The organism is uncultured Brachybacterium sp. (assembly GCF_947500705.1).
Lineage (GTDB): Bacteria > Actinomycetota > Actinomycetes > Actinomycetales > Dermabacteraceae > Brachybacterium.
The window spans coordinates 218,230-244,553 of sequence record NZ_CANMSY010000005.1 but is presented as its reverse complement, the minus strand read 5'-3'; the positions used below and the strand labels follow the sequence as shown (position 1 = coordinate 244,553).

The window sequence follows — 26,324 nt, the reverse complement described above, 5'->3', positions numbered from 1 at the left end:
GGTGAACAAGCCCTAACGTGTCGCAGGGCGTGATTGCCCATTCATTGGGCGTGGGCGCCCTACATCTCGCGCAACGTGGATCATGCGGTGGCATGATGCGGCTCAGGCGAACTGGGGCGAAAACAGACCTGCGATCTCGCAGGTCGTACCGCCGTCGAGTCTACGGGCGTGAGGACCGGCGCAACAGTGCTGCGGTGGCGAGATCCCTCACGCTGCGCGGTAAGGTGAGCAATCCACGCGATCTGCGTGATGGCCGCCGCCTGCTTCCGGGCATGACGGTGCCGTGACCTGTCGACCCCATCAGAAGGACACCTCGTGCTGCGCACCCATACCGCCGGTGAGCTCCGCCAGGAGCACATCGGACAGACCGTCACCCTCACCGGCTGGATCGGCCGTCGCCGTGACCATGGCGGTGTGACGTTCCTCGATCTGCGCGACGCCGGGGGCGTCACCCAGGTGGTGGTGCGCGAGGACGACGCGATGCACCTGCGCAACGAGTACGTCCTGAAGGTCGTGGGCACGGTCGGCAGGCGCCCCGAGGGCAACGAGAACCCGTTGCTGCCCACCGGCGAGATCGAGGTCACTGCCGAGAGCGTCGAGGTGCTCAGCGCCTCCGCGCCGCTGCCCTTCCAGCTCGATGAGCACAGCGAGGTGGGCGAGGAGGCACGACTGCGCTACCGCTACCTCGACCTGCGCCGTCAGGGCCCGGCCAAGGCACTGCGCCTGCGCTCCGAGGTCAACCGCGCCGCGCGCGACACCCTCCTGGACCAGGGTTTCCTCGAGGTCGAGACCCCGACGCTGACCCGCTCCACCCCGGAGGGCGCTCGCGACTTCCTGGTCCCCGCGCGGCTCGCCCCGGGCTCCTGGTATGCGCTGCCGCAGTCGCCGCAGCTGTTCAAGCAGCTGCTCATGGTCGGCGGTGTCGAGAAGTACTTCCAGCTCGCACGCTGCTACCGCGACGAGGACTTCCGTGCCGACCGCCAGCCCGAGTTCACCCAGCTCGACGTCGAGATGAGCTTCGTGGACCAGGAGGACGTGATCGCCCTGGCCGAGGAGATCCTCACCGCGGTCTGGGCCAAGGGCGACCACCAGGTCACCACGCCGTTCCCCCGGATCACCTATGCCGAGTCGATGCGACGCTACGGTTCGGACAAGCCGGATCTGCGCTTCGACCTCGAGCTGGTCGAGATGACCGAGTACTTCCAGGACACTCCGTTCCGGGTGTTCCAGTCCCCCTACGTCGGCGCAGTCGTCATGGCCGGCGGGGCATCCCAGCCGCGTCGCCAGCTCGACGCCTGGCAGGAGTGGGCGAAGCAGCGCGGCGCCAAGGGTCTGGCCTACGTGCTGGTCCAGGAGGACGGCTCCCTCACCGGTCCCGTCTCCAAGAACATCTCCGAGGCGGAGAAGGCCGGGCTGCTGGACGCCACCGGAGCCACCCCCGGTGACTGCATCTTCTTCGCGGCCGGGGAGGCCAAGCCCTCGCGCGCCCTGCTCGGCGCCGCCCGTGCCGAGATCGCCGAGCGCCTGGGTCTGATCGACCATGACGCCTTCGCGTTCGTCTGGGTGGTCGACGCGCCGATGTTCGAGCCTGCGGCCGACGCTCGCGCCGCCGGCGATGTCGCGGTGGGAGAGGGCTCGTGGACCGCGGTCCACCACGCCTTCACCTCCCCGAAGCCGGAGTTCATGGACTCCTTCGACACCGACCCGGGGTCGGCGCTGGCCTACGCCTACGACATCGTGTGCAACGGCAACGAGATCGGCGGCGGCTCGATCCGCATCCACGACCAGTCCGTGCAGCAGCGCGTGTTCAAGGTCATGGGCATCGCCGAGGACGACGCGCAGGAGAAGTTCGGCTTCCTGCTGGATGCCTTCCAGTTCGGCGCTCCGCCGCACGGCGGCATCGCCTTCGGCTGGGACCGCATCGTCGCCCTGCTGGCGAAGGAGGACTCGATCCGCGAGGTCATCGCCTTCCCCAAGACCGGCAACGGCTACGACCCGCTGACCGCGGCACCTGCGGCGATCACCCCGCAGCAGCGCAAGGAGGCCGGTGTCGACGCCAAGCCGGCTGTGCGCGAGGAGAAGTCGAAGACGGCACCGGAGGGTAAGGCGGCACCCGAGGGCGCCGGCGCCTGAGAGGCAGCCACGACCTGAGAACGGCCGACGCGAGAGATCGCGTCGGCCGTTCTAACGTGCGGTGATGGTGCGATGCAGTCGTGCTGCGCCGCGATGGGGGAGCAGATCGCCCACCCCGTCCGTGCGGAGGCCCGGATCAGCGCGGCTGCTCACCGTGCTTGATCTGCGGGCGGGGGAGACGGAACCGACGGATCTGGATCGCGCGCATGATGCCGTAGCCCACCAGGCCCTGCTGCACCTCGCCGAAGCGCTCGGTGAGATCGCGCCGCAGTCGCTTGCGCAGGAAGAGCGAGTCGACCACGCACAGGGCGATACCTCCCCAGAGCACCACGATCATGCCGGTGCTCAGCAGCGTCGTGAGATCGGGCCGGATCAGCGGCAGCACGAGAGCCACGAGCATGAAGACCAGGGCTATCGGGAAGAACAGCTCGGCGACATTGCGCCGGGAATCGACCACATCGCGCACGAAGCTGCGCTGCGGCCCCCGATGCTGGAGCGGCATCTTCTTCTCATCGCCGGTCATCAGCGCCTGCTGCGCCTCCATGCGCTCCTGGCCGGCCCTCTCCCGGTCGCGACGGCGGGCCTCCTTGCGGTCGTCGACCACCAGCGGCCTGCGACGAGCTGCCTCAGCCTCCTTGCGGCTGCGGGTGGGTCGCCCTTTGGAGCCGGGACGCGCGGGCTGCGGTGCGGGCTCAGGGTTCTGGGGAGTCTCAGACTTGCGGAAGATCACCAGGGCAGTCTAGGCGACAACGACTGGGACCCGTCCCGGCATGAGCAGCGACATCACGTCCTCGCTTCGGCCCAGTGGAGACCCAGCGGTACGGTGACGTCCATGAGCACCCCTGACCCTGCCCCCCGGCATCCTGCCAACCCTGGAGCCCCCGACGAGGTCGCAGCGCTGCGGGCGCGGCTCGAACCGCTGCTCCCAGCCGCGATCGACGACCTGAAGGACCTCGTCCGCATTCCCTCGATCGCCTTCGACGGCTACGACCGGCAGCCGGTCCAGCGAAGCGCCGAGGCCGTGGCCGAACTGCTGCGCGGCGCCGGCATGGCCGAGGTGAGCATCGAGTCCGTCGACGGCGGAAGCCCCGCGGTGATCGGCCGCACGCCTGCCGCTGCAGGCCGACCCACCGTGCTGCTCTATGCGCATCACGACGTCCAGCCCACAGGCGACGTCGCGGACTGGACCAGCGCGCCCTTCGAGCCGGTCGAGCGCGAGGGCCGCCTGTACGGCCGCGGCGCCGCCGACGACAAGGCCGGTGTGATGGCTCACGTCACCGCCCTCCGCCTGGTCGGAGAGGAGCTCGCTGCCGACGGGGTCGGCGTCACCGTCTTCATCGAGGGGGAGGAGGAAGCGGGCTCCCCGACCTTCCGACCCTTCATCGAGACCTATCGGGATCGCCTGGCCGCGGACCTCATCATCGTGGCGGATTCCGCCAACTGGGCCGTGGGCACCCCGGCCCTGACCACCAGCCTGCGAGGCGTGGTCGATCTCGTGGTCGAGGTGCGGGCGCTGGAGCACGCGGTCCACTCGGGTCTGTTCGGTGGTCCGGTCCTGGACGCGCTCACCCAGCTCTCCCGGCTGCTGGCCACCCTCCACGATGCGAACGGCGAGGTCGCCGTCGATGGGCTGGTCCGGGCAGCGGATCCCACGGTCGAGATGGACGAGGCCGACTACCGCCGCGATGCGGGCGTGGTCGAGGGGCTCGAGCTCTCGGGCAGCGGTTCGCTCACGTCGCGGTTGTGGGCCAAGCCCGCGCTGTCCGTGATCGGGATCGATGCACCGAGCGTGCGTGACGCCTCGAACACCCTGGTGCCGGTCTCACGGGCCAAGATCTCGCTGCGTATCCCGCCGGGCGAGAACCCGGACTCGGCGATGGACGCGCTGGTCACACACCTGGAGCAGCACGCGCCCGCCACCGCACAGGTCACGGTGCGCCGCGGTGAACGGGGCAAGCCCTACAGCGCGCGACAGGAGTCCGCCGCGATGGATCTCGCCCGCGATTCTTTCGCCCGTGCCTGGGACACTCCGGCAGTGGACACCGGGCTGGGAGGCTCGATCCCGTTCATCGCCGATCTGCTCGAGGTCTTCCCCGAGGCCGAGGTGCTGGTCACCGGGGTGGAAGATCCCGAGTCCAGAGCTCACGGAGTCGATGAGTCCCTCCACCTCGGTGAATTCGCACGGGTGTGCCTCGCTGAAGCGCTGCTGCTGCTCGGCGCAGGGTCACTCGACAGGAGGAGCAGGTGAACACCTCGGGCCAGCCTTCAGGGGAGGGCAGCCCCACGGTGTCTCCCCTGATGATCCCGCTGCTCTTCCTCGGGCTCATCATCGGCTTCATCGCAGGCTATTTCTTCCTGTGGTGGGGGCTCATCGCTGTCATCGCCGTGCTCGTGGCGGCGGCGTCGATGGTGCTGACGGGACGCAGCCGCGATGGGGCCACCGGTGCGGTGGCGGGAGTGCTCATGGGCTACGCCGGAGTGATCCTGCTCGCCCTCTTCCGCGGGGTGCTGTGAGCCTCCGGCGTGTCGCGTCCACGACTCTCCCCGGCACCTCGACCGAGGGTGTGTCGGATCGCCGGGACCTCCGCTCCCCGTTCGGGAGCGCCGAGGCGTATCCTGGATGGACACGAGCTTCGAGGAGGAACGCATGACCACGCCCACCACTGAACGCCCGACTGCGGCGCACGGCGTCACCCTCACCTCCGGCGCTGCCCAGAAGGTGACCACGCTGCTGGACCAGGAGGGTCGCGACGACCTCCGCCTCCGGATCGCAGTTCAGCCCGGCGGCTGTTCCGGACTGATCTATCAGCTCTACTTCGATGAGCGCCTGATGGACAACGACCAGGTCGTCGACTTCGACGGCGTCGAGGTCATCATCGACAAGATGAGCAGCCCCTACCTCACCGGTGCGGTGATCGACTTCGCCGACACCATCGAGAAGCAGGGCTTCACGATCGACAACCCCAACGCAGGCAGCTCCTGCGCGTGCGGCGACTCCTTCAGCTGAGTCGCCTGCAGCGCATCCCCGTCGAGAGGCGGCGACCGCTGCGGAGGACATGGGCCCGGCCCGGTGACGATCAGGTCACCGGACCGGGCCCGTTTTCCTGTGACCACAGCGACGTGCAGATCACGGACCGGTCACGGAGGTCTGGCCAGTGCGCCCTGCGGCGAGTCGAGGTGGCTCCACCACCCCCGGAAAGCCGTATGATGACAGCGTGCCGTCAAGTGGCGGGCCCCAGAGGCCGGTCACAGCCTTCTCCTCGCGGGGAGGGCGCGGCACTGTGGGTATGTCCCGCCCACATAAGTACCAGCTCCACGTCGCGGAGCCGGGGAGAGCCACTGCGCTCGCTCCGGAACCGGAGGTGGAGACGACGAGCGGAAGGTCATCCTCTGTGATCCCCCAGGTCCCTCAGCGCGCACAGCGTGGACGCCGTGCAGCAGCAGCAGGCCTCGCCCTGGCCACCCTGTTCCTCGCAGGCTGCACCCAGGCGCAGCAGCGCGGGTTCATGCCCGGTCGGGCAGATGGCCAGGAGGTCACCAACCAGACCGAGCGCATCACGAGCCTCTGGGTCGGCTCCTGGACCGTGCTGGTCCTCGTGGGCCTCATGATCTGGGGACTGACGATCTGGTGCGCGGTCGCCTACCGCCGTCGCAAGAACGACACCGGCTTCCCGGTGCAGATGCGCTACCACGTGCCGCTCGAGCTGATGTTCACGCTCGTGCCCGTGGTGATGGTGCTGACCTTCTTCTACTTCACGCAGCGCGACACCCGCGAGATCGAGATGCACGTCGCGGATCCTGACTACACCGTCAACGTGGTGGCCAAGCAGTGGAGCTGGGACATCAACTACGTCGACCAGAACGTCCACGAGCCGGCAGGCATCCAGTCCTTCGCCACCGGCGAGGTGGACGCCGAGGGGAACGACGCGGCCGCCGATTCGCTCCCCACGCTGTACCTGCCCGTCGACCAGACCGTCGAGTTCCGGCTCGACTCGCGCGACGTCATCCATTCGTTCTGGGTCGTGGACTTCCTGTACAAGAAGGACATGTTCCCGGGACGCACCAACAGCTTCCAGGTCACCCCGACCACTGAGGGAACCTACGCCGGCAAGTGCGCCGAGCTCTGCGGCGAGTACCACTCGGACATGCTCTTCAACGTGGTCGTGGTCTCCCAGGAGGAGTTCGACGCCCACATGCAGGAGCTGCGCGATCAGGGCAACGAGGGTCAGCTGGGTGTCGACCTGAACCGCAACCAGGAGGAGTGGAGCATGCGCGAGAAGCATGATGACGCCGGTCCTCGCTACACCGAGGAGACAGCCTCCACCGGGACCGAGGGAGAGAACGAGTGAGCATCGAGACCACCGCCGCACCGAGCACCTCGGTGAACGGCCGGTTCCAGGAGGAGCGGCCGACGAGTCTCGGCAGGCAGATCTTCCAGCTCCTGACCACGACCGATCACAAGCTGATCGGCAAGATGTACATGGTCATGGCCTTCGCGTTCTTCGCGTTCGGCGGCCTGCTCGCACTCGGCATCCGCACCGAGCTATGGGAGCCCGGACTGCAGGTCGTGGTCTCCAAGGATCAGTACAACCAGCTGTTCACCATGCACGGCACGATCATGCTGCTGATGTTCGGCACCCCGCTGTTCAACGGCTTCGCCAACTACCTGGTGCCGCTGCAGATCGGCGCCGTCGACATGGCATTCCCGCGACTGAACATGTTCGCCTTCTGGGTGACTCTGTTCGGCTCGCTGATCGTGGTCTCCGGGTTCCTGACTCCGCAGGGGGCGGCGTCCTTCGGCTGGTTCGCCTATGCACCCCTGTCGGACACGACATTCACCCCGGGCCTGGGCGGTGATCTCTGGGTCTTCGGCTTGGCCTTGCAGGGCTTCGGCACGATTCTCGGCTCGGTCAACTTCATCACCACGATCCTCTGCATGCGCATGCCCGGCATGACCATGTTCCGCATGCCGATCTTCACCTGGAACACCCTCATCACCGCCGTGCTGGTGCTGATGGCGTTCCCGCCGCTGGCCTCCGCGCTGCTGGCACTGGGAGCGGATAGACGCTTCGATGCGAATATCTTCGATCCGGCCAATGGCGGACCGGTGCTCTGGCAGCACCTGTTCTGGTTCTTCGGCCACCCCGAGGTGTACGTGCTCGCGCTGCCGTTCTTCGGCATCGCCTCCGAGATCATCCCCGTCTTCTCACGCAAGCCGATCTTCGGCTACAAGACCCTGGTGGGTGCGACGATCTCGATCGCCGCGCTGTCCGTGACCGTGTGGGCGCACCACATGTACACCACGGGCGCCGTGATGCTCGACTTCTTCGCGTTCATGACAATGCTGATCGCCGTGCCGACGGGTGTGAAGTTCTTCAACTGGGTCGGCACGATGTGGCGAGGGTCGTTGACCTTCGAGACGCCGATGCTGTTCACCCTCGGCTTCCTGACCACCTTCATCTTCGGTGGTCTGACGGGCGTGATCCTGTCCTCACCGGTGCTGAACTTCGCCGTCTCTGACACCTATTTCGTGGTCGCACACTTCCACTACGTGATGGCCGGCACAGTGGTCTTCGAGATGTTCGCAGGCTTCTACTTCTGGTGGCCGAAGATGTTCGGCTACAAGCTCAGCGAAGGAATCGGCAAGCTGCACTTCTGGCTGCTGACCATCGGCTTCCACATGACGTTCCTCATCCAGCACTGGTTGGGCGTGGCCGGTGCGCCCCGTCGTTACGTGAACTACCTGGCCGAGGATGGTTTCGATTGGATGAACCAAATCTCGACGGTCGGTGCGTTCATCATGGGCATCTCCACTCTGCCTTTCCTGCTCAACGTGGTGCTGACGCACGTCAAGGGCAAGAAGGTCGAGGTCGACGACCCGTGGGGTTACGGCGCTTCGCTCGAGTGGGCGACGTCCTGCCCGCCGCCGCGTCATAACTTCCATTCCCTGCCCCGGATCCGCTCCGAGCGTCCCGCCTTCGATCTCCACCACCCGGAGGTCGCGCTGCAGGACCACATGCTCGCTGAGGAGCCCGCCGCGAACCCGAGGACCAATTGACATGAGAGCAACGGCAAAGATCTTCTGGATCCTGGCGGTCTTCTTCCTGATCGTCGCGATCGCGTACGCCTTCCTCACCGGGCGGTATGAGCCCATGGGAGTCGAGCCCGTCGGCTTCCCGGCGTTGCTCGCTCTGACGGGCCTCTCGGTCATGATCGCCATGGCGTTGTCCCTGACGATCAAGAAGAACGACCTCGGCGCGTCCGACGAGCTGGACGGCGAGGTCTCGGACGACTCCGGCGTGCAGGGGAGCTTCTCCCCGTACAGCTGGGCACCGCTGTGGGCAGCACTCGGCGGAGCACTCTGCTTCCTTGGCGTGGCCGCCGGCTGGTGGATCTTCGCCTTCGGCGTCATATTCGCCATCTACGGGATCCTCACCTGGGTCATGGAGTTCTCGGTGGGCCAGCACGCCCACTGATCGACAGCTCACGCCTCCCTCCCAAGGGATAGAGCACCAGGGGCCCCGCATCGTTCGACGATGCGGGGCCCTCCTCTCGTTGCCTCGGCGCGGCGCGCGGCGCGTGGCGTGTGCGTGGAGGGCTCCGAGGTCCCACCTCCGAGCTTCGTGCTGCTGGTGCTCAGGCCGCAGACGCTCACGCCAGGCGTCCTCGAGCGTGCACCGGCCGGCGAAGGGCGACGGACTGCGGGAAAGTGTCGATGATGCCGGGCCCCTGGAACGATCCGCATCACGACGTCTATAATGGTCGATACAGCCAATATGACGGATAAAGATCGTGCAGGCCTCGGCCTCGCGGGGCTGAGCCCACCGGAATATGCTGGCATCGGGTCGCTTGGCATCGCAGGCGCCTGGGGATGAACCAGGGGAGTGAGCATGATCGGTGGAGAGACAGATCCGGTGGGCCGGGCGCTGGAGGAGCTGCGACGCCTCTTCCCGGGGACGAACGGGATCGAAGACGCCGTTGCCTGGGCACGCGAGGTGCTCGCGGAGGCAGGACTGGATCCGGCTTCTGCCCCCGTGCGCTCTGTACGGCGGCTGCGCCGTATGAACCGCCGTCTCGGCCTTCTGGCTGCCCGCTATCTCACTGACGCCGCTGCTGAGCGGACGCAGGAGCGGGCTCCCCGTCCCTTGAATCCGCACTTGGAGTGAGCTCCGCGCTGTCAGCACCGAGGTCCGGCCGTCGTTCCGATCATGGTCGCGCCCGGGGGTGATGGTCGCGCCCGGGCACCGAGGGCCGAGTGTGGGTGTCCGAGCGCTGGGGGAGAGCGCTGGGGACGAGTACTGGGGGAGAGTACTGGGGGAGAGTACGGGAAGGTGCGCTGGCGGAGAGCGCCGGGGGGAGTGCGCCGGGGGAGCAGGGCCGCCTGCTGCGCCCGCCGGGCTGCCCAGTCCGATCGGAGAGTCCACGGCGAAGGGCCCCGAGGAGATGATCCTCGGGGCCCTTCGCCATCACACTCGCTGTGACCGGGAGCGGCTCAGTGCTGAGTCTTCTCGGCCGGTGTGCGGTAGTCCCCGCCGGTGAGCTCATCGATGACGTGCTTCTCATGGCCCGAGTGCTCGAGCGCCTCGCGGAGCTCCGAGGGCGTGACGGGAGAGATCCTGTCCTTGAAGAAGAAGCTGGTGGCCTTCGCACGGAGCGAGGAGACGCCCTTGCCGGCCGAGAGCGGGCGGTAATCATCGTGCTGCACCAGCACCCAGCGATCGAACTCGCTGAGCGGCGTGTGGATCTCGATCATGTCGCCGGTCTCCGTACGCACGATCCGCGAGCTCTCCTCGCCATGCAGTGCCTTCTCCCGCTTATGGCGCTGGATCGAGAGGCACAGTCGCTTCGTGATGTAGAAGGAGAGTACCGGCACCACGAAGAACGCGATCCTCAGCGCCCAGGTCAGGTCATTGATGGACAGCTGGAGCGCAACCGCGATGATGTCGTTGGTCGCGGCCAGGGCAAGGATCAGGTAGGTCATGATCCAGGCAACGCCGAGACCGGTGCGCACCGGCGCGTTGTACGGCAGATCGTTGACGTGGCGCTCGCGATCATCGCCCGTCACCCACGCCTCGAGGAACGGGTACAGGGCGAGCACGCCCAGCAGGAGCCCGTAGATGACCATCGGGATCAGGATGTTCCAGGAGAGCACGTACCCGAAGATCGTCGACTCCCAGCCCGGGATGAGCCGCAGGCCGCCATCGGTCCAGAGCATGTACCAGTCAGGCTGTGAACCGGCCGAGACCGGCGACGGATCGTAGGGCCCGTAGTTCCACACAGCGTTGATGGAGGTGGTCGCGGAGATGAAGGTGATGATGCCGAAGACCAGGAAGAAGAACCCGCCCGCCTTCGCCGCGTAGACCGGGAACACCGGGAAGCCGACCACATTGCGCTCGGTGCGACCGGGGCCGGGGTACTGGGTGTGCTTGTGCAGCACCAGCAGCACCATGTGGATCGCGATCAATCCGAGAATCATCGCGGGGACCAGCAGGATGTGAACGGTGAACAGCCGCGGGATGACGGCAGTGCCGGGGAACTCGCCGCCGAAGAGCAGCATCGACAGATAGGTGCCCACGACGGGCACGGCCTTCATCAGGCCGTCGATCACGCGCAGGCCGTTGCCGGAGAGCACGTCGTCGGGGAGGGAGTAGCCGGAGAATCCGGCGACCATGCCCAGCACCATCAGCGAGAAGCCCACGATCCAGTTCAGCTCACGCGGCTTGCGGAACGCACCGGTGAAGAACACCCGGAACATGTGCACGAAGATCGCGACCATGAACACGAGCGCGGACCAGTGGTGCATCTGCCGGAACAGCAGGCCACCGGTGACCTCGAAGGAGATCTCGAGGGTGGATTCGAAGGCCCGGGACATCATGAGGCCCTGCAGCGGCTCATACGGGCCGCTGTAGATGACCTCCTCCATGGAGGGGTCGAAGAACATCGTCAGGAAGACACCCGAGATCAGCAGGATGACGAAGCTGTAGAGCGCCACCTCACCGAACATGAACGACCAGTGGTCGGGAAAGATCTTGCGGGCCATGAACTTGACGAGGCCGCCGCCGGCGACGCGCTGGTCGAGCCAGTCACCGCCCACTGCGCCGAGCTTGTACGCGCGCGAGGAGCCCTCGGCGTCGGAAGTCTGCTTCCGGGTACTGGGAGTCGTGGTCGTCACGAGATCACTTTTCCTTGTGGATGTTCCAGAAGCTGGGCCCGATCGGTTCGGTGAAGTCACCGGGGGCGACCAGGTAGCCCTCGTCGTCCACCTCGATCGGCAGCTGGGGAAGCGGACGGTGTGCCGGGCCGAAGATCACCTTTGCGCCGTCGGTGACGTCGAAGGTGGACTGGTGGCAGGGGCACAGCATGTGGTGGGTCTGCTGCTCGTAGAGCGCGACGGGGCAGCCCACGTGGGTGCAGATCTTCGAGAACGCGAGCACGCCCTCGACGCCCATCGCCATGCTCTCCTCGTTCTTGCTGAGCGCAGGGTCGATGCGGACGAGCACGGCTGCGGCCTTCGCGCGCTCCTCCAGGAAGTGCTCGGTCTCGTGGGTCAGGCCCTCGGGCATGACGTGGAAGACCGAGTTCATCGCGACGTCCGAGAGCTTGATCGGCGTACCGTCGTGGTCTCGGGCCAGGCGCTGTCTGGCGTTCTGACCCCAGAAAGTGTGGTGGAGCCTGCCACCGGGCAGCGGGCCCAGGGTGGACAGCGGTGCGAGCACCGCGATCGGCAGGGCGGCCAGGGCGGCCACCATGGCAGTGACGATCACCGGACGGCGTGCGATGCCGGACTCGGCGAGACCGTCGGTGATGATGCCGGCGGCGATCTCGCGGGTCTCGTCGGAGCCGCGGATGTCGTGCCGCTCCTCGACCATCTCGTCGTCGGGCATGAGGGTCTTGGCCCAGTGCACGGCGGCCGCACCGATGAAGAACACCGCGATCGCGAGGCCCAGACCGGTGGTGAGGTTCGACCACCAGAGTGCCTTCGGGGTGCCCTCCTCGGCGAAGAGGTTGATCCCCGTCGGGGTCACCAGGAAGTATGCCGCGATGAAGAGGACGGTGCCCACGATGCTGAGCACGAACATGCTGGCGACGAGTCGCTCGGCACGCTTCTCCGCAGCCTTCGAGAGATCTGCCTGGCGGTGGATGTGAGGGGGCAGGCCCGGGTTCGGGAAGCCGCCGCCCTCCTTGGGGGCGATGGCGCTGAGGCCACGGGCAGGGGAGCTGCCATCGAGATTGTCGTTCATGCTCGCATTCACTTGGCCTTCGCCCCCAGCCACACAGCGCAGCCCAGGAGCAGTGACAGGATGATCGTCCACGCGTACAGACCCTCGGTCACCGGGCCGAGCGAGCCCAGGGAGATGCCGCCGGGGCTGCCGTTCTCCTCGAGCTTCTCGAGATAGGTGATGACATCGCGCTTGTCCGAGGACGAGAGGTTGTTGTCGTTGAAGACCGGCATGTTCTGGGGACCGGTCTCCATGGCCTCGTAGACGTGCTTGGGCTCCAGGCCGATCACCGCCGGTGCGTACTTGCCGCGGGTCAGAGCACCACCGGCGCCGGCGGCGTTGTGGCACATGGCGCAGTTGATGCGGAAGATCTCGCCGCCCTTGGTGGCGTCGCCCTTGCTGGTGTCGAGCCATTCGTCGGCGGGGATCGCAGGGCCGGGGCCCAGGGAGGCGACGTAGGCAGCCAGCTGGCTGGTCTGCTCTTCGTTCATCTGCGGGGGCTTGCGGGAGGCCTGCGCACCGGACTGCTGCATCGGCATGCGGCCGGTGCCCACCTGGAAATCGACCGCAGCGGCGCCCACGCCGATCAGCGACGGGCCGAGCGTGTCACCTTCGGAGTCAACGAGACCCTCTGCATTGCGGCCGTGGCAGGTCGCGCAGTTGGCGAGGAAGAGTGCCTCGCCGGCATCGATGTCTTCCTGCGTGTAGGCCTCGGCCTGGGCCGTCTGAGGCTGGAGAGCCGCATACAGCCCACCGGTCGCGACGAGCGCGAGCAGCAGGATCACGAGTAGCGCCATCGGGTGATGACGACGGGCGGCGAGAGCCTTCACGGTTCGGACCTCGATTCGTGGAGGGGACGGACTGAACGGGGAATGCCGGGCGAGGAGGACGCGACGAGCGGACGGGCTCGGGCGTCGCCGGGGATCAGAAGACCCTCCAGTTGAACGTGACCGGGATGACGTGACCCGAGTTCCCGAGCGAGAGGATCGGATCGAGCATGTAGACGACGAAGAACAGCACGATCCACACCACGTCGACGAAGTGCCAGTAGTACGAGATGCAGATGGCCGAGATCTGCTCGTGGGCGGTGAAGGTCTCCGAGGCGTAGGCCCGCATGAGGACCATCAGGAAGGCGATGAGCCCGCCGATCACGTGGATGCCGTGGAACCCGGTGGCGAGGAAGAACACCGAGCTGAACGGCGAGGACGACATCGTCACACCTTTGTGGATGAGCTCGGTGTACTCATAGGCCTGGCCGGAGACGAAGAGCGCGCCGAGGATGAAGGTGACGGTGTACCACTCGATCATTCCCCAGCCGGCGATGTTGAAGAGTGAGCCCTCACGGCGCTTGCGCGGGGTGAAGGTGGTTCCGTTCGGCCACCGGCCCTCGGCGACGTAGACGCCGATCTGACAGGTCACCGAGCTGAAGACCAGGATCGAGGTGTTCAGCAGTGCAAAGCCATGCGTGAAGTTCGACTGGCCGTCGGTGAAGGTTTCCGGCGCCATGGATCGCAGTGTGAAGAACATGGCGAACAGGCCGCCGAAGAACATCAGCTCGCTGGCGAGCCAGACGAGGGTGCCGATCTGCGTCGGGTTCGGGCGGCCGACCGCTGGGGCGGCAGCGGGGGCGGAGCGCACAGGCAGGTTCGCAGTAGTCACGTCACCATTATGTCGTGTGGTCAGAATCGGTGTGCCAGTACACGACAAGCAGGCACATCGCGGGGCCTGCGCCCCGGGCGGACCGTGTCAGCATATCCCTCCTGACGCCGTGTCACGAACCGGGACACGCAATTGATCCGCGCAGGTGATCGGCATGTGCGGGGACGTGACCCTTCTGTGATCCGCACCGTGATCCGGTCGACGATCGGTCGCGGGCGGATGACATCATCAGCACATGAGCGAGAACACCCCGACCTGGTCCCGGATCACCGCACATCTCGTGCGCGGTGAGGAGCTCGACGGCGCAGCTGCAGCCTGGGCGATGGATGAGGTGATGTCCGGCAGCTCGAGTCCGGTGCAGCTGGCCGGCTTCCTGGTCGCCCTGCAGTCCAAGGGCGTCACCAGCGGCGAGCTCGAAGCGCTGGCCGATTCGATGATCGCGCATGCGCGCCCGGTCGACGCTCCGGCGCATTCCGTCGACATCGTCGGCACCGGGGGTGATCTGGCCCAGACCGTCAACATCTCCACCATGGCGTCGGTGGTGATCGCCGCGACCGGCCGCACGGTGGTCAAGCACGGCAACCGCGCCTCGACCTCCCGTTCCGGCTCGGCGGACGTCCTGGAGGCGCTGGGCGTGCGCCTGGATCTGCCGGTGCCGAAGGTGGAGGAGCTGGTGAGCCGCATCGGCATGACGTTCCTCTTCGCCCAGGTGTTCCATCCCTCGATGAAGTACGCGGCCGAGGCGCGCAGGGGATTGGGCATCCCCACCGTGATGAACATCCTCGGTCCGATCACGAATCCCGCCCGCCCGCGAGCGAGCGCGGTGGGCGTGGCGGACGCGAGGATCGCTCCCACCGTCGCCGGGGTCTTCGCCTCGCGACGCACGAGTGCGCTGGTCTTCCGAGGTCAGGACGGGCTGGACGAGCTGACGGTCACAGCGCCCTCAGACGTCTGGGAGGTGCGTGGTGGCGAGGTGCGCGAGCATGTGCTGGATCCCGCTGCGCTGCTGTCGGTTCCGCGCAGCAGCCACGACGCCCTGCGGGGAGGGACGGCCGAGGAGAATGCTCAGGTGGCACGGGACCTCTACGCGGGCGAGCGCAGTGGACGGATGGGTCCGATCCGTGATGCGGTGCTGCTGAACGCCGCCGCGGGAGTGCTCGCCTTCGACGGCATCGACCAGCCCGCCGCGGACGGCTTCGAAGGACGCTTCGCCGTCGCGTTCGAGGAGGTCGTGCGCACCCTCGACTCGGGCCGGCCGGCAGAGCTCATCAGTCGCTGGGCCGCCGCGTCGCAGGAGGCGGCCGACGGCCAGGGCTGAGCCCGGCGCCGCTCCCGGGCGTGGGCGAGCTGTCTGCTCGGGCCGAGGCCCGAGCCGGAGCGATCAGCCGCTGATGCCCAGGTCGAAGGCGGCGTCCAGGTCTCGCTTCGAGTACGTCTTGAAGGCGATGTTGGTGGTGGTGTCGAGCACCCCGTCCACCTTGCTCAGCGAGTCGGCGATCACGGTCGCGAGGTCCTCATGGGCACGGACCCGGGCCACGGCGATCAGATCGACGTCACCGGTGACCGAATAGACCTGCTCGATGCCCTGGATGTCGACGACCGCCTCGGCGACCTCGGGGATTCGGCTGGGCTCGACGACGATCGAGACGATGGCAGTGATCATTGCTTCTCCTTCGACAGGGCGCCAGAGGCGCCTGGGTCCTTCCCCCGAGCCTATGCCGCAGGACCCTCACCGGTCCGGGAGAAGCGCCGGGCGAGATGCTCCTGGTCGAAGCGGGCACGGGCAGGGACCTGCCACGTCCCTTCGGTGAGCACCGTGCGCACCCCCTCTCCCTCCAGCCAGCCCAGCATGATCTCGGCCTCCTGGTGGTAGCCCTGGCACAGCGGGGCGGCCAGCTCCGCCTCTCCGATGCCGGTGAGCGCCAGCGAGCGCGCGAAGGGCAGAGGATCCTTGTGCCCGGGCACCAGCGTCGTCCCCGAGAAGCGTCCATGCCGCACGGCGAGCAGCTCCCAACCACGCCCGCCGATCACCGGCTCCGAGCTCGGTCGCGCAGAGATCAGCAGGGGAACGTCGGCCAGCGCACGCAGGCGAGAGGCGCGATGAGCTGCTGCGAGATAGGTGAGAGCGAGCTTTCGCAGCTTCTCCGCGTCCTCGTACCGTGAGGACCCGACATGTGCGCGCAGGCGCACTGCGACGTGATCGAGCACCTCGCGGGGATCTTCCCGCATCGCTCGCCGGAGCCGCTCGTGGTGACCGGCATCGGGGTCCGGCACGCCCCGTGCACCGGCCTCGAGAGCGGCGCCCCGCCCCTGTATCGCATCAGTGAGCAGGCCGCGCAGCGGCTCGATGTCATGTCTCGAGGTCAGCGGACCGATCTGGGCGGAGCCGTCCTCCTCGGTCCGGGCCAGCCGCGCTCCTCGCAGACCCTCCGTGCCACCGCCCAGTCGCAGCCAATGCGCCTTCTCAGGAGTGAGTCCATGGCGGTTCGACGGTGGTTTCTCCTGGGCGATGATCCGCAGCTCGCGCACCCGTGCCTCGGTGGGGGTGGCGCACTCGATCACTCCGATCGATTCTGCGCGGGGGAGCATGTCGAGCACCTTGCGACGGGTCTCTGCGGCGGTGAAGTACGTGCGCACTCGCGATCGCAGATCGCGGGAGGTCCCCACGTAGAGCACGGCTCCCTGGGCGTCGAAGAAGCGGTAGACCCCGGGAACGCTGGGGATCGTCGAGGCGAGGTGCTTCTTGCGCAGCTGGGCCGGGCTGACCCTGCGGTGGGCGGAGCTGAGATCCTCGAGCGTGGTCGCGGCAGGGCCGAGCCGGGCGATGATCGCGTGGAGCACATCGACGGTGGCGCGGGCGTCGGACAGTGCTCGGTGATCCGGTGTGATGCTCGCTCCGACATGTGCGGCAAGCGTCGAGAGCTTGTGGTTGCGCACCTCGTCCCGCCGGAACACGGTGCGGGCGAGCGCGAGGGTGTCGAGCACCTGAGGACGCGGCCAGCTGATCTCGCAGGCCGCCGCCTGGGCGCTGAGGAATCCGATGTCGAAGCGGGCGTTGTGCGCCACCAGCGCGGCACCGCCGACGAAGTCCAGGAACATCGGCAGCGCGATGCGTATCGACGGCGCTCCCGCGACGGAGGCGTCGGTGATCCCGGTGAGGGAGGCGATGAAGGCAGGGATCGGCCGCTCGGGATCCACGAAGGTGCGGAACTCTCCGAGCACCTCGCCGCCGCGGACCTTCACGGCTCCGATCTCGGTGATCGCGTCGCTCGTGGCATCGGTGCCCGTGGTCTCGAGGTCGACGACCACGAGGGTGGCTTCCGCCAGCGGGGTACCGAGATCATCGAAGCTCAACTGGCCGCGTGCAGACATGGTCGAAGGATATGACGAGGCCCCGACAGCCGGCCGTCGCTGCAGAGGTGCAGCGACACCGGGCCATCGGGGCCGTTCGCCGTCGAGGGCCGCGGCCCTCCCGGCTCAGCTCGTCGGCTTCGAGCCTGAGTAGATCCTGTCGATGATCTCCGCCAGGTCCTTGACCACGACGTTGCGCTTGAGCTTCAGCGACGGGGTGAGGTAGCCGTTCTCCTCGGTGAAGTCCGAATCGATCACCTCGAAGGCACGGATCGACTCAGCCCGCGAGACGGAGCTGTTCGCCCGGTCCACGACGGTCTGGAGCTCGGCCCGGATGCGTTCGTCCTGCGCGGCCTGGGCGACGCTCATGTCGGGGAGCCCGTTGTTCTTCAGCCAGGTGCTGAGCATCTCGGCGTCCAACGTGAGGATCGCGGCGACGAACGGCTTCTGGTCGCCGATCACCACGCACTGGCTGACCAGGGGGTGCGAGCGCAACTGGTCCTCGAGCTGGGCCGGGGAGATGTTCTTGCCGCCGGCCGTGACGATGACCTCCTTGGAGCGGCCCGTGATGGTGAGGTTGCCGTTCTCATCGAGTGCGCCGAGGTCGCCGGTGCGGAACCAGCCGTCCCGCATCGACTCGGCGGTGGCCTCGGCGTTGTTGTGATAGCCCTTGAAGACCATCACGCCCTTGACCAGGATCTCGCCGCTGTCATCGATCGTGACGGTCGATCCGGGCAGCGGCGGGCCGACGGTGCCGGGGCGAACATCCCAGGGCAGGTTCACGCTGATCGGTGCGGTGGTCTCGGTGAGGCCGTAGCCCTCGAGGATCGTCACCCCGATGCCGCGGAAGAAGTGGGACAGCCTCGCACCCAGCGGTGCGCCGCCCGAGACGGCCCACGAGACCTGACCGCCCATCGCCTGACGCAGCTTGCCGTACACCAGCTTGTCGAACAGTGCGTGCTTGGCCTTCAGGGTGAAGGGCACCTTGCCGGCGGAGAGCGCCTTGGAATAGGCGATGGCAGCCTCGGAGGCGGCGGTGAAGATCTTGCCCTTGCCGCCGGCGATCGCCTTGGCCTCCGCGCCGTTGTAGACCTTCTCGAACACACGCGGCACGGCCAGCAGGAAGGTCGGCTGGAAAGCAGCCAGATCAGGCAGCAGGTTCTTCGTATCGGCGGTGAAGGCGGTGGTGACCGGCTGGGCAGCGGCGAGCACCGTGATCAGGCGCGCGAAGACGTGTGCCATGGGCAGGAACATCAGCAGCCTGGATCCGGGAGGCAGCACCTCCTTGCCCAGCAGGTTGAGGGCGCTGCGGGTGGTGTCCACGAAGTTCGCGTGGGTGAGCTCCGCGCCCTTGGGGCGTCCGGTGGTCCCTGAGGTGTAGATGATGGTCGCGATGTCGTCCATCCTGCGGGATGTGCGGCGGGCCTCGAGGTCCTCGTCGCTCACCTCCGCGCCCCGCGCCTTCAGCTCCGCGAGGAAGCCATCGTCGAGCACTCCGATATTCGTGAGATGGGGCAGATCGCCCCGCACCGACTCCACGTCCTCCCGATGGCGGGTGGACTCGACGACGACGAGTGTCGCCGCGGAATCCGAGGCGATCCACTGGATCTGGTGGGGGGAGGAGGTCTCGTAGATCGGGATGCTCACGCCGCCGGTCCACCAGACGGCCCAGTCCAGAAGCGTCCACTCGTAGCGTGTGCGGGAGAGGATCGCGACCGCGTCACCCGGGGCGATGCCGGAGGCGATCAGTCCCTTGGCAGTCTGCTTCACCTCGGCGATGAAATCGGCGGTGCTCACCGGGGCGTAGGTGCCGTCGTCCTGGAGGAGTTCGAAGATGGGTACCGAGGGATTCGAGCGGAACCTGCCGAGCAGGAGATCCGTCGAGTTCTCCTCGGGCCGGCTCTCATGCTGCGGTGGGGAGGTGTACTGCTTCATCGAATCTCCTTCGATCCGGCCGGTGGCGTGCTGGCGGCGTACCGGACGCCCGTCCGGAAGCGCTGGTGGGGTCGCTACGATTCTACGGCAGGGGACGCTTACGATGGGCCGCGACAGGCAGGTGGGACAGGGCCTCTCGCGGACCAGCGACGCCCGCCGCCCTCGGCACAGCAGAAGCGGACAGGAGCAGCATGCTCTCCATCGGAGTGGATATCGGCGGGACCAAGATCGCGGCGGGGGTGGTCGACGAGGAGGGCGAGATCATCGCCGCCACGACACGCAGCACCCCGGCCACCGACGCCGCGCTGATCGAGGCGGCGGTGGCGGACGCAGTGGCCGAGCTGCGTGCCCAGCACGACGTCGTCGGGGTGGGCGTCGGCGCTGCCGGATTCGTGGGGGCGGATCGGCGCACCGTGAACTTCGCCGCGAACCTCGCCTGGCGCCAGCATCCGCTCGCGGACGAGCTCGAGCGGCTCACCGGGCTGCCGGTGGTCATCGAGAACGACGCCAATGCCGCGGGCTGGGCCGAGTACCGCTTCGGTGCCGCGACCGAGGCGAAGCACATGCTGATGGTCACCGTGGGCACCGGACTGGGCGGCGCGATCGTGATGGACGGCCATCTCGTGCGCGGCACCGCAGGGTTCGCCGGGGAGGTCGCGCACATGACCGCCGTGCCCGACGGGCAGTGGTGCGGATGCGGCCGACGCGGCTGCCTGGAGCAGTACACCGCGGGCACCGCCATGGTGCGCACCGCGAAGCGTCGCGCCTCGGCCGGAGATCCGCTGCTGGGCCCGCTGGTGCAGGCCGCCGGAGGGGTGCGGAAGGACATCGACGGTCCCATGATCACCCGGCTCGCTCAGCAGGGAGATCCTGGTGCGCAGGAGCTGATCGCCGAGATCGGCACCTGGCTCGGGGCGGGGGTGGCCTCGATCGCAGCGCTGCTCGACCCGGAGATCGTCGTCGTCGGCGGCGGCGTCGTGGCCGCAGGGGACCTGCTCCTCGAGCCTGCGCGCGCGGCCTACTCCCAGCACCTCACCGCCCGAGCGCATCGATCGCTGGCACCGTTCGTGCCTGCGAGCATGGGCAACCGGGCAGGCATCGTCGGCGCCGCGGACCTCGCACGCAGCTAGACCTCGACGCCGTCGTGGGGCTCGTCGTCGTGATTCCGTGGGGCGCGCAGCAGCAGGGAGACCAGCCCGCCCAGCGCGGCGAGCCCACCGATCCAGCCCAGGAAGGTGGGCAGGGAGGGCGTCACGGTGGCCACCAGCATCAGCACGAAGCCGCCCAGCAGCGCGGTCCAGGACCACAGCGCGGCTTCCGACGGGGTCGGCAGATCAGGGTCCGGCGGCTCGAAATCCCCATAGATGACCTCCTCGTCATCCAGCTCCCGCGGGCCGACGGCGCCGCGGAGCCCTGCGGTGGGGTCACCGAGGCCGGCCGCTGGATGCTGGGCCCGGGACCGTGCGATCGATTCCGAGCTGGGGGGCTCCGCGGGGGAGTCGGCGCTGAAGGACCACAGGGCGTCGTCCTCGGGCGAATCGCCCGGCGAGCCCTCCCCGGGGGCGGAGTGGTCGTCGGCGGCAGCTTCGCGCGGGGCATCGCCGGGCCGCAGCACCAGACCTTCGCCCTCGAGCATTCGGGCGAACTCTGCGTCCACGTCCCAGGGGTCGCGGGACTTGCCGGGATCCGAGGTCATCCTCCACCTCCCGAGCCTGCGATCTGCTGGTCCAGGAAACGCGCAGAGGTCTCGAACAGCAGCTCGGCGTCGTGATCCAGCGGTGCCAGGTGATAGCTGCGAGGCAGGGCGAGACGCTCCACCGACCCGCGCACCCCGGCTGCGACGATATCGCTGTCCGTGGGAGGAACCGTGTGATCCACGTGGGAGGTTGCCAGCAGCAGCGGCACCTCCACCGCGCCCAGCTGCTGCCGGGTGCGACGGAAGAATCGACGCAGCTGAACCACGGCGCGCACCGGCAGTCTCCCGTACGCCTCTTCCACCGCGCCGGGAAGAGCGATGTCGGAGCCGATCCCCGGCAACGTCCGCACCACAGGGGAGATCAGCTCCGCCACGCTCGCCGTCGGGGGCAGGGTCATCCCCGGATTCACCGCCACCACGGCGGCGATACGTCCCCGCAGCTGCGGGTCGGCCGCAAGCGCCAGGGCGAGCGCCCCGCCCATCGACAGGCCGCCGACCGCGATGGGGCCGTGCTCCTGGGAGAGCTCCCACGCCGCATCGCGAACGCACCCGTACCAGTCCTGCCAGCGGGTCGCGGCGAGCTCCTGCTCCGTGCGGGCGTGCCCAGGCAGCAGCGGCAGCTCGACCGCCCAGCCCCGTGCGGCATGATCTTCCGCCCAGGGTCGCATCGACTGCGGGGAACCGGTGAATCCATGGCAGAGGAGCAGGCCGCCACGCGGGCTAGAGTGAGCCCGCGCGCTCCAGGGGCGGGACAGTTCGCTGAACGCCATGGGTACATCGTCGCATCCAGATCCACCAGGTCCGTCCCTTCGTCGCTCGCCGGCGCACCGATCCAGGAGTACGTCAGTGCTGTACGAGATTGCCAAGCCCTTCGTGATGGGCGTGGTGCGGGTGCTGTGGAACCCCACCATCAGCGGAACCGAACACATCCCGGACCAGGGGCCGGTGATCCTCGCCTCCAATCACCAGGCCTATTCCGACACGGTGTTCCTCCCCGGCCAAGTGCGGCGCAGCGTTCACTTCCTGGGGAAGTCAGACATCTTCTCGGGACGCTCCCCGCTGCATCGGGTGGTGGCGGCGGTGATGCGGGGGCTGCGCGTGATGCCCGTGGACCGCAGCGGCGGCAGCGCCTCGAGATCGGCGATCGAGGCCGGGCTGGCGGTGCTCGAACGCGGAGAGGTGCTCGGGATCTTTCCCGAGGGGACTCGGAGCCCGGACGGTCGGCTCTACCGGGGCAGGACCGGGGTGGCCCGTTTTGCGCTGGCCACCGGAGCGCCCATCGTCCCGGTCGCGATGAGGGGCGCCTTCGAGGCTCAGCGCGGACGGAAGTTCTTCCCGCGCCGCCGCCCCCGGATCCATGCCGTCGTCGGCGAGCCCGTGGACGTGCAGGAGATCACCGCTGCGATGCAGGGGGCGGAGGAGGCGAAGGTTCTGCGGGCCGTGACCGATGCGGTGATGGATCGCATCCTCGCCCTCTCGGACCAGGAACGATCCGAGGAGTACGCGAGTGTCGTGAAGCAGCGGATGCGTGCCGCGGCGGGCCGGCCCCCAGGAGCAGAGGAGTCCGACGCCGCGGTGTGACCCGCAGTGCGATGCCTCCGTGCGAGGACCGGCTGGTGGGATCGACCCACCACTTCAGCGGGGGACTGGATACCCTGTGCTCGTGACTCAATTCAGCCCCGATGCCCCCGCCCGCGCGCATGCCTTCACCCTGTCCTCGGCGGATGACGGCCTGGCAGCTCTTGGCGCCTGGCGCGAGTATCCGCGGGTGCAGCAGCCGGTGTGGCCCGACGAGGACGCACGCGCGACCGTCTTCGACGATCTGCGCTCCGCTCCGCCTCTGGTCTTCGCCGGCGAGGTCGACGTGCTGCGTGACCGCATCGCTGCTGCCGCGAAGGGAGAGGCGTTCCTGCTCGCCGGTGGCGACTGCGCGGAGACCTTCGCCGATTCCACCGCGGATCGCATCCGCAACAAGATCCGCACCATCCTGCAGATGGCTGCGGTGCTCACCTATGGCGCCTCGGTGCCGGTGGTGAAGATGGGCCGGATGGCCGGGCAGTTCGCCAAGCCGCGGTCCGCCGACGAGGAGACGCGCGACGGAGTGACCCTGCCGACCTATCGAGGGGACGCCGTCAACGAGTTCGCCTTCACTCCCGAGTCGCGGATCCCTGACCCGAAGCGGCTGTGGAAGACCTACACCACCAGCGCGGCGACTCTGAATCTGCTGCGCGCGTTCACCGGCGGCGGCTTCGCCGACCTGCGGGAGGTCCACTCCTGGAACCGCGGGTTCACCTCCGGCGCCGGCTATGACCGCTACGAGGAGCTCGCCGGGCAGATCGACAAGGCCGTGCGCTTCATGGACGCCATCGGCGCGGATTTCGATGCGCTCAAGGTCGTGGAGTTCTATGCCTCGCATGAAGCTCTCCTGCTGGATTACGAGGAGGCCCTGTCGAGGATCGACTCCCGCACCGGGGAGATCTACGGATGCTCCGGTCATTTCCTCTGGATCGGTGAGCGGACCCGGCAGCTCGACGGGGCGCACGTGGACTTCATGGCCCGGCTGCGCAACCCGATCGGCGTGAAGCTCGGCCCCGATGCCTCCGTCGATGATGCGCTGCGGCTGATCGACAAGCTCGATCCCGAGCGCGAGCCCGGGCGGCTGACCTTCATCACCAGGATGGGCGCCGGGAAGATCCGTGAGCGTCTGCCGGCCCTGGTCGAAGGGGTGCGGGATTCCGGTGCCCAGGTGGCCTGGGTGACCGACCCGATGCACGGCAACACCATCACCTCGTCCAACGGCTACAAGACACGGCGCTTCGAGGACATCCTCGACGAGGTCGTCGGCTTCTTCGAGGTCCATCAGGGGCTGGGCACCATCCCGGCCGGCCTGCACATGGAGCTCACCGGCGACGATGTCACCGAGGTGCTCGGCGGCGCCGGTTCGATCGACGAGGAGGGCCTGACCCGTCGCTACGAGACCCTGGTGGACCCGCGGCTGAACCATCAGCAGTCCCTCGAGCTCGCCTTCCTGGTCTCGGAGATGCTCTCCCGCCGCTGAACCGGCAGCGGGCCATGCACCGCCGGCGCTCTCCCTGCTCGGGAGGCGCCGGCGTCGTCGTCCTCGGCAGCAGGGGCAGAAGATCGGCGTCAGGATCAGAGGACCCGGAGCAGGATCAGAGGACCCGGAGCAGGATCAGAAGACCTTCAGCGTGATGGTCGAGCCCTTCTCCAGCTCGCCACCCGCAGCCGCTGACTGCTCGTAGACGAGGCCGAAGACCGGATCACCCTTGTCATGGACCACGGTCACCGCGAACCCGGCGGCCTCGAGCGTCGCCTTCGCCTCGGCCTCCGGCTGGCGGAAGACGTCCGGGACCGACACCATCTCCGGCCCCAACGAGGTGACGAGGTGGACGGTGTCGCCGCGGAACAGCGACCCGGAGGCCGGGGACTGCGAGATCACGGCACCCTGCGGCACGCTTCCGGAGTGCGCCTGTGCGGCGGTCACCCTGAAGCCGGCTGTCTCGAGCGCGGAGCGGGCGGCGCCGGCGCTGTTGCCGGTCTGATCCGGGACCGTGATCGGCTGACGTCCCTGAGAGACGACCACGTGCACCTCGCCGCCGACAGGCAGGGCGTCCGCGGTGGCGGACTGGGAGATGATCTCGCCCTCGGTGACCGTCTCGGAGAATGCCGGATCGTCTTCCACCAGCACCAGGCCGAGCTCCTCGATCTGGGTGCGGGCGCTCTCGAGGTCGTTGCCCACGACCTGGGGGACGGGGAAGGTCTGCTCTCCCTTGGAGACCACGACCTCCACATCCGTCCCCTTCTTCACCGAGGTCCCGGTCGAGGGCGAGGAGGAGATGACATGTCCGGCCGGGACCGTGTCGTCGAAGCGCTCTTCGGTGTGGACCGCAAGATCTGCAGCAGTCAGCGCCGCCTCGGCATCTCCGAGCGTGGCACCGGTGACCAGAGGGATGGTGCGGTCCGCGCCGGGCCCGGTGTTCAGGTACCAGTCGCCTCCACCCCATGCCCCGGTGCCCAGGGCGGCGACCAGGCTCAGAGCGGCGAGCAGTCGCATCAGCCGGGAGCGCCGACGGGTGCCTCGGGGAAGATGCCGGCCCCGGGGAGTGCGCGGAGTTCGCATCGTGACCACGCGCGGAGTCTCGTCGTCCTCGTCGATCTCCGCGGCCTGCGGCTCCTCTCCGTGCGCCACCGCGCCTTCCGCGGAGGTGGATGTCGATGCGGTGCGGGAGGCCGAGGGCGCGGACGGCTCGGGAGCATCGCCGGCGGCCGCTGCGTCCTCCTCGCCAGGAGCCAGCAGCGCCGCAGGGAACGCGCGCGGGCCGTGCCCCAGCTCGGAGGCGACCTCATCGAGCGAGGTGGTCAGTCGCGGCACATCGGAGGTGTCGGTGTCGCCGAGCTGCTCGGGTCGAGTCTCCAGCACCGCGGCCGGGAGGGTGACGGACAGCTCCTCCACCGCCCGCAGCAGATCCGCGGCGGAGGCCGGCCGCTGCTCGACCGGGCGCGCTGCTGCCCAGGTCACCAGCGAGTCCAGCTCGCGCGGGATGCCGGAGACCAGCGTGGACGGCGCCGGGATGTCCTCGTGCACGTGCTGGAAGGCGATGTGCACCGGCTGGTCGCCGATGAACGGCTGACGCCCGGTCAGCATCTCGAACAGCACCACACCGAGCGAATAGAGATCGCTGCGCTCGTCCGCGTGCCCCTGGGTGACCACTTCCGGGCTGATGTACGCCACGGTGCCCAGCAGGGTGGCGCTCGCGGAGGAGTTGTTCGAGCCGATCGCGCGAGCAAGGCCGAAATCGGCGACCTTCACCAGCTCGCTGCGGTCGATGAGGATGTTCTCGGGCTTGATGTCCCGGTGGACGATGCCTGCGTCGTGCGCGGCGACCAGCGCTTCGAGCACCTGGGCGGTGATGGCGAGGCTCTCGCGGATCGTGAGCCGCTCCTGGTCGACGATTCGCGCTCGAAGCGTCTCGCCCTCGACCAGCTCCATCGCCAGATAGATGCGGTCCGCATCCTCACCCTGATCGAAGACACCGACGACGTTGCGATGCGCGAGACGGGCCGCTGAGCGGGCCTCCCGGCCGAAGCGCCGCCGGAAATCTTCGTCCATCGCGAGGTGGGGGTGCATGATCTTCAGGGCGACGACGCGGTCCAGCCGCTGATCGTGCCCGCGATGCACCGTCGCCATTCCGCCGCGCGCGATCGGCTCCTCGACCCGATAGCGGTCGTCGAGGAGCAGGCTGATGCCGGGGGAAGTCGACGTTGCCGAGCTCACGATGCCAATCTAGGTCGACAGCGATCACGGAATC

General features: G+C 68.0%; 22 protein-coding genes. 11 read left to right on the top strand and 11 right to left on the bottom strand.

Features of this window, described 5'->3' with window-relative positions; translation table 11 throughout:
• The first annotated feature begins 315 nt into the window (after window positions 1-315).
• On the top strand, window positions 316-2,133 hold the full coding sequence (gene aspS / locus Q0937_RS11270) for an aspartate--tRNA ligase (protein WP_299303617.1): 1,818 nt from the start codon (window positions 316-318) through the stop codon (window positions 2,131-2,133).
• Window positions 2,134-2,269: 136 nt separating this feature from the next.
• On the opposite strand, the gene Q0937_RS11265 is transcribed toward aspS, so the two are convergent.
• Window positions 2,270-2,863 (bottom strand): DUF3043 domain-containing protein, encoded by a 594-nt coding sequence (locus tag Q0937_RS11265; RefSeq protein ID WP_299303615.1) that lies wholly within the window; start codon window positions 2,861-2,863, stop codon window positions 2,270-2,272.
• Between the two features lie 102 nt (window positions 2,864-2,965).
• Here Q0937_RS11265 and Q0937_RS11260 point away from each other — a divergent pair, with 102 nt between their 5' ends.
• The 6 genes from Q0937_RS11260 to Q0937_RS11235 all read left to right on the top strand — a co-directional run bounded on the left by Q0937_RS11260 (window position 2,966) and on the right by Q0937_RS11235 (window position 8,609).
• Entirely contained in the window at window positions 2,966-4,381 is a 1,416-nt protein-coding gene (locus Q0937_RS11260; RefSeq protein ID WP_299303613.1) for a dipeptidase, read from the top strand.
• On the top strand, window positions 4,378-4,647 hold the full coding sequence (locus tag Q0937_RS11255; protein WP_299303611.1) for a hypothetical protein: 270 nt from the start codon (window positions 4,378-4,380) through the stop codon (window positions 4,645-4,647). Before Q0937_RS11260 ends, Q0937_RS11255 begins: the two co-directional genes overlap by 4 nt.
• A gap of 133 nt (window positions 4,648-4,780) precedes the next feature.
• Entirely contained in the window at window positions 4,781-5,140 is a 360-nt protein-coding gene (erpA, locus tag Q0937_RS11250; RefSeq protein WP_299303609.1) for an iron-sulfur cluster insertion protein ErpA, read from the top strand.
• Window positions 5,141-5,525: 385 nt separating this feature from the next.
• Window positions 5,526-6,482: a cytochrome c oxidase subunit II gene (gene coxB, locus Q0937_RS11245; protein WP_299303607.1), complete on the top strand. Its 957-nt coding sequence runs from the start codon at window positions 5,526-5,528 to the stop codon at window positions 6,480-6,482.
• Window positions 6,479-8,191 carry a cytochrome c oxidase subunit I gene (ctaD, locus tag Q0937_RS11240; protein ID WP_299303604.1) on the top strand — a complete coding sequence of 571 codons (1,713 nt, stop codon included), beginning with the start codon at window positions 6,479-6,481 and terminating at the stop codon, window positions 8,189-8,191. Before coxB ends, ctaD begins: the two co-directional genes overlap by 4 nt.
• A gap of 1 nt (window position 8,192) precedes the next feature.
• Entirely contained in the window at window positions 8,193-8,609 is a 417-nt protein-coding gene (locus Q0937_RS11235) for a cytochrome c oxidase subunit 4 (protein ID WP_299303602.1), read from the top strand.
• Between the two features lie 1,016 nt (window positions 8,610-9,625).
• Here Q0937_RS11235 and Q0937_RS11230 read toward each other — a convergent pair.
• From Q0937_RS11230 to Q0937_RS11215, 4 genes are all read right to left on the bottom strand, one after another.
• A complete protein-coding gene (locus Q0937_RS11230; RefSeq protein ID WP_299303601.1) occupies window positions 9,626-11,305 on the bottom strand; it encodes a cytochrome bc complex cytochrome b subunit in 1,680 nt (559 codons plus the stop codon).
• A gap of 4 nt (window positions 11,306-11,309) precedes the next feature.
• The gene (locus Q0937_RS11225; protein ID WP_299303599.1) at window positions 11,310-12,374 is read right to left on the bottom strand and encodes a ubiquinol-cytochrome c reductase iron-sulfur subunit; all 1,065 of its coding nucleotides are present in this window, start codon (window positions 12,372-12,374) and stop codon (window positions 11,310-11,312) included.
• A gap of 8 nt (window positions 12,375-12,382) precedes the next feature.
• Window positions 12,383-13,183 (bottom strand): c-type cytochrome, encoded by an 801-nt coding sequence (locus tag Q0937_RS11220; protein WP_299303597.1) that lies wholly within the window; start codon window positions 13,181-13,183, stop codon window positions 12,383-12,385.
• Between the two features lie 94 nt (window positions 13,184-13,277).
• A complete protein-coding gene (locus Q0937_RS11215) occupies window positions 13,278-14,012 on the bottom strand; it encodes a heme-copper oxidase subunit III (RefSeq protein ID WP_299303595.1) in 735 nt (244 codons plus the stop codon).
• 235 nt (window positions 14,013-14,247) lie between these two features.
• Here Q0937_RS11215 and trpD point away from each other — a divergent pair, with 235 nt between their 5' ends.
• Entirely contained in the window at window positions 14,248-15,330 is a 1,083-nt protein-coding gene (gene trpD / locus Q0937_RS11210; RefSeq protein ID WP_299303593.1) for an anthranilate phosphoribosyltransferase, read from the top strand.
• A 63-nt stretch (window positions 15,331-15,393) separates the two neighbouring features.
• Here trpD and Q0937_RS11205 read toward each other — a convergent pair whose 3' ends face one another.
• The 3 genes from Q0937_RS11205 to Q0937_RS11195 form a co-directional block, all read right to left on the bottom strand.
• A complete protein-coding gene (locus tag Q0937_RS11205) occupies window positions 15,394-15,675 on the bottom strand; it encodes an Lrp/AsnC family transcriptional regulator (protein ID WP_299303591.1) in 282 nt (93 codons plus the stop codon).
• A gap of 50 nt (window positions 15,676-15,725) precedes the next feature.
• Window positions 15,726-17,384, bottom strand: a complete 1,659-nt coding sequence (locus tag Q0937_RS11200; RefSeq protein ID WP_299303589.1) for a DEDD exonuclease domain-containing protein — start codon at window positions 17,382-17,384, stop codon at window positions 15,726-15,728.
• 105 nt (window positions 17,385-17,489) lie between these two features.
• Window positions 17,490-19,298: a long-chain fatty acid--CoA ligase gene (locus tag Q0937_RS11195; protein WP_299303587.1), complete on the bottom strand. Its 1,809-nt coding sequence runs from the start codon at window positions 19,296-19,298 to the stop codon at window positions 17,490-17,492.
• A 191-nt stretch (window positions 19,299-19,489) separates the two neighbouring features.
• Between Q0937_RS11195 and Q0937_RS11190 the strand changes: the two genes are divergently transcribed.
• Window positions 19,490-20,428 (top strand): ROK family glucokinase, encoded by a 939-nt coding sequence (locus tag Q0937_RS11190; protein ID WP_299303585.1) that lies wholly within the window; start codon window positions 19,490-19,492, stop codon window positions 20,426-20,428.
• Here the strand turns inward: Q0937_RS11190 and Q0937_RS11185 are convergent.
• Window positions 20,425-20,994, bottom strand: a complete 570-nt coding sequence (locus Q0937_RS11185) for a hypothetical protein (RefSeq protein WP_299303583.1) — start codon at window positions 20,992-20,994, stop codon at window positions 20,425-20,427. The two genes, Q0937_RS11190 and Q0937_RS11185, sit on opposite strands and share 4 nt — an antisense overlap.
• On the bottom strand, window positions 20,991-21,764 hold the full coding sequence (locus Q0937_RS11180; RefSeq protein ID WP_299303581.1) for a carboxylesterase: 774 nt from the start codon (window positions 21,762-21,764) through the stop codon (window positions 20,991-20,993). Before Q0937_RS11180 ends, Q0937_RS11185 begins: the two co-directional genes overlap by 4 nt.
• Before the next feature lie 76 nt (window positions 21,765-21,840).
• Here Q0937_RS11180 and Q0937_RS11175 point away from each other — a divergent pair, with 76 nt between their 5' ends.
• On the top strand, window positions 21,841-22,575 hold the full coding sequence (locus Q0937_RS11175) for a 1-acyl-sn-glycerol-3-phosphate acyltransferase (protein WP_299303579.1): 735 nt from the start codon (window positions 21,841-21,843) through the stop codon (window positions 22,573-22,575).
• An 82-nt stretch (window positions 22,576-22,657) separates the two neighbouring features.
• Window positions 22,658-24,052, top strand: coding sequence for a class II 3-deoxy-7-phosphoheptulonate synthase (locus Q0937_RS11170; RefSeq protein WP_299303577.1), 1,395 nt, complete (start codon window positions 22,658-22,660; stop codon window positions 24,050-24,052).
• A gap of 135 nt (window positions 24,053-24,187) precedes the next feature.
• On the opposite strand, the gene Q0937_RS11165 is transcribed toward Q0937_RS11170, so the two are convergent.
• On the bottom strand, window positions 24,188-26,290 hold the full coding sequence (locus Q0937_RS11165) for a Stk1 family PASTA domain-containing Ser/Thr kinase (protein ID WP_299303575.1): 2,103 nt from the start codon (window positions 26,288-26,290) through the stop codon (window positions 24,188-24,190).
• Window positions 26,291-26,324 lie beyond the last annotated feature (34 nt).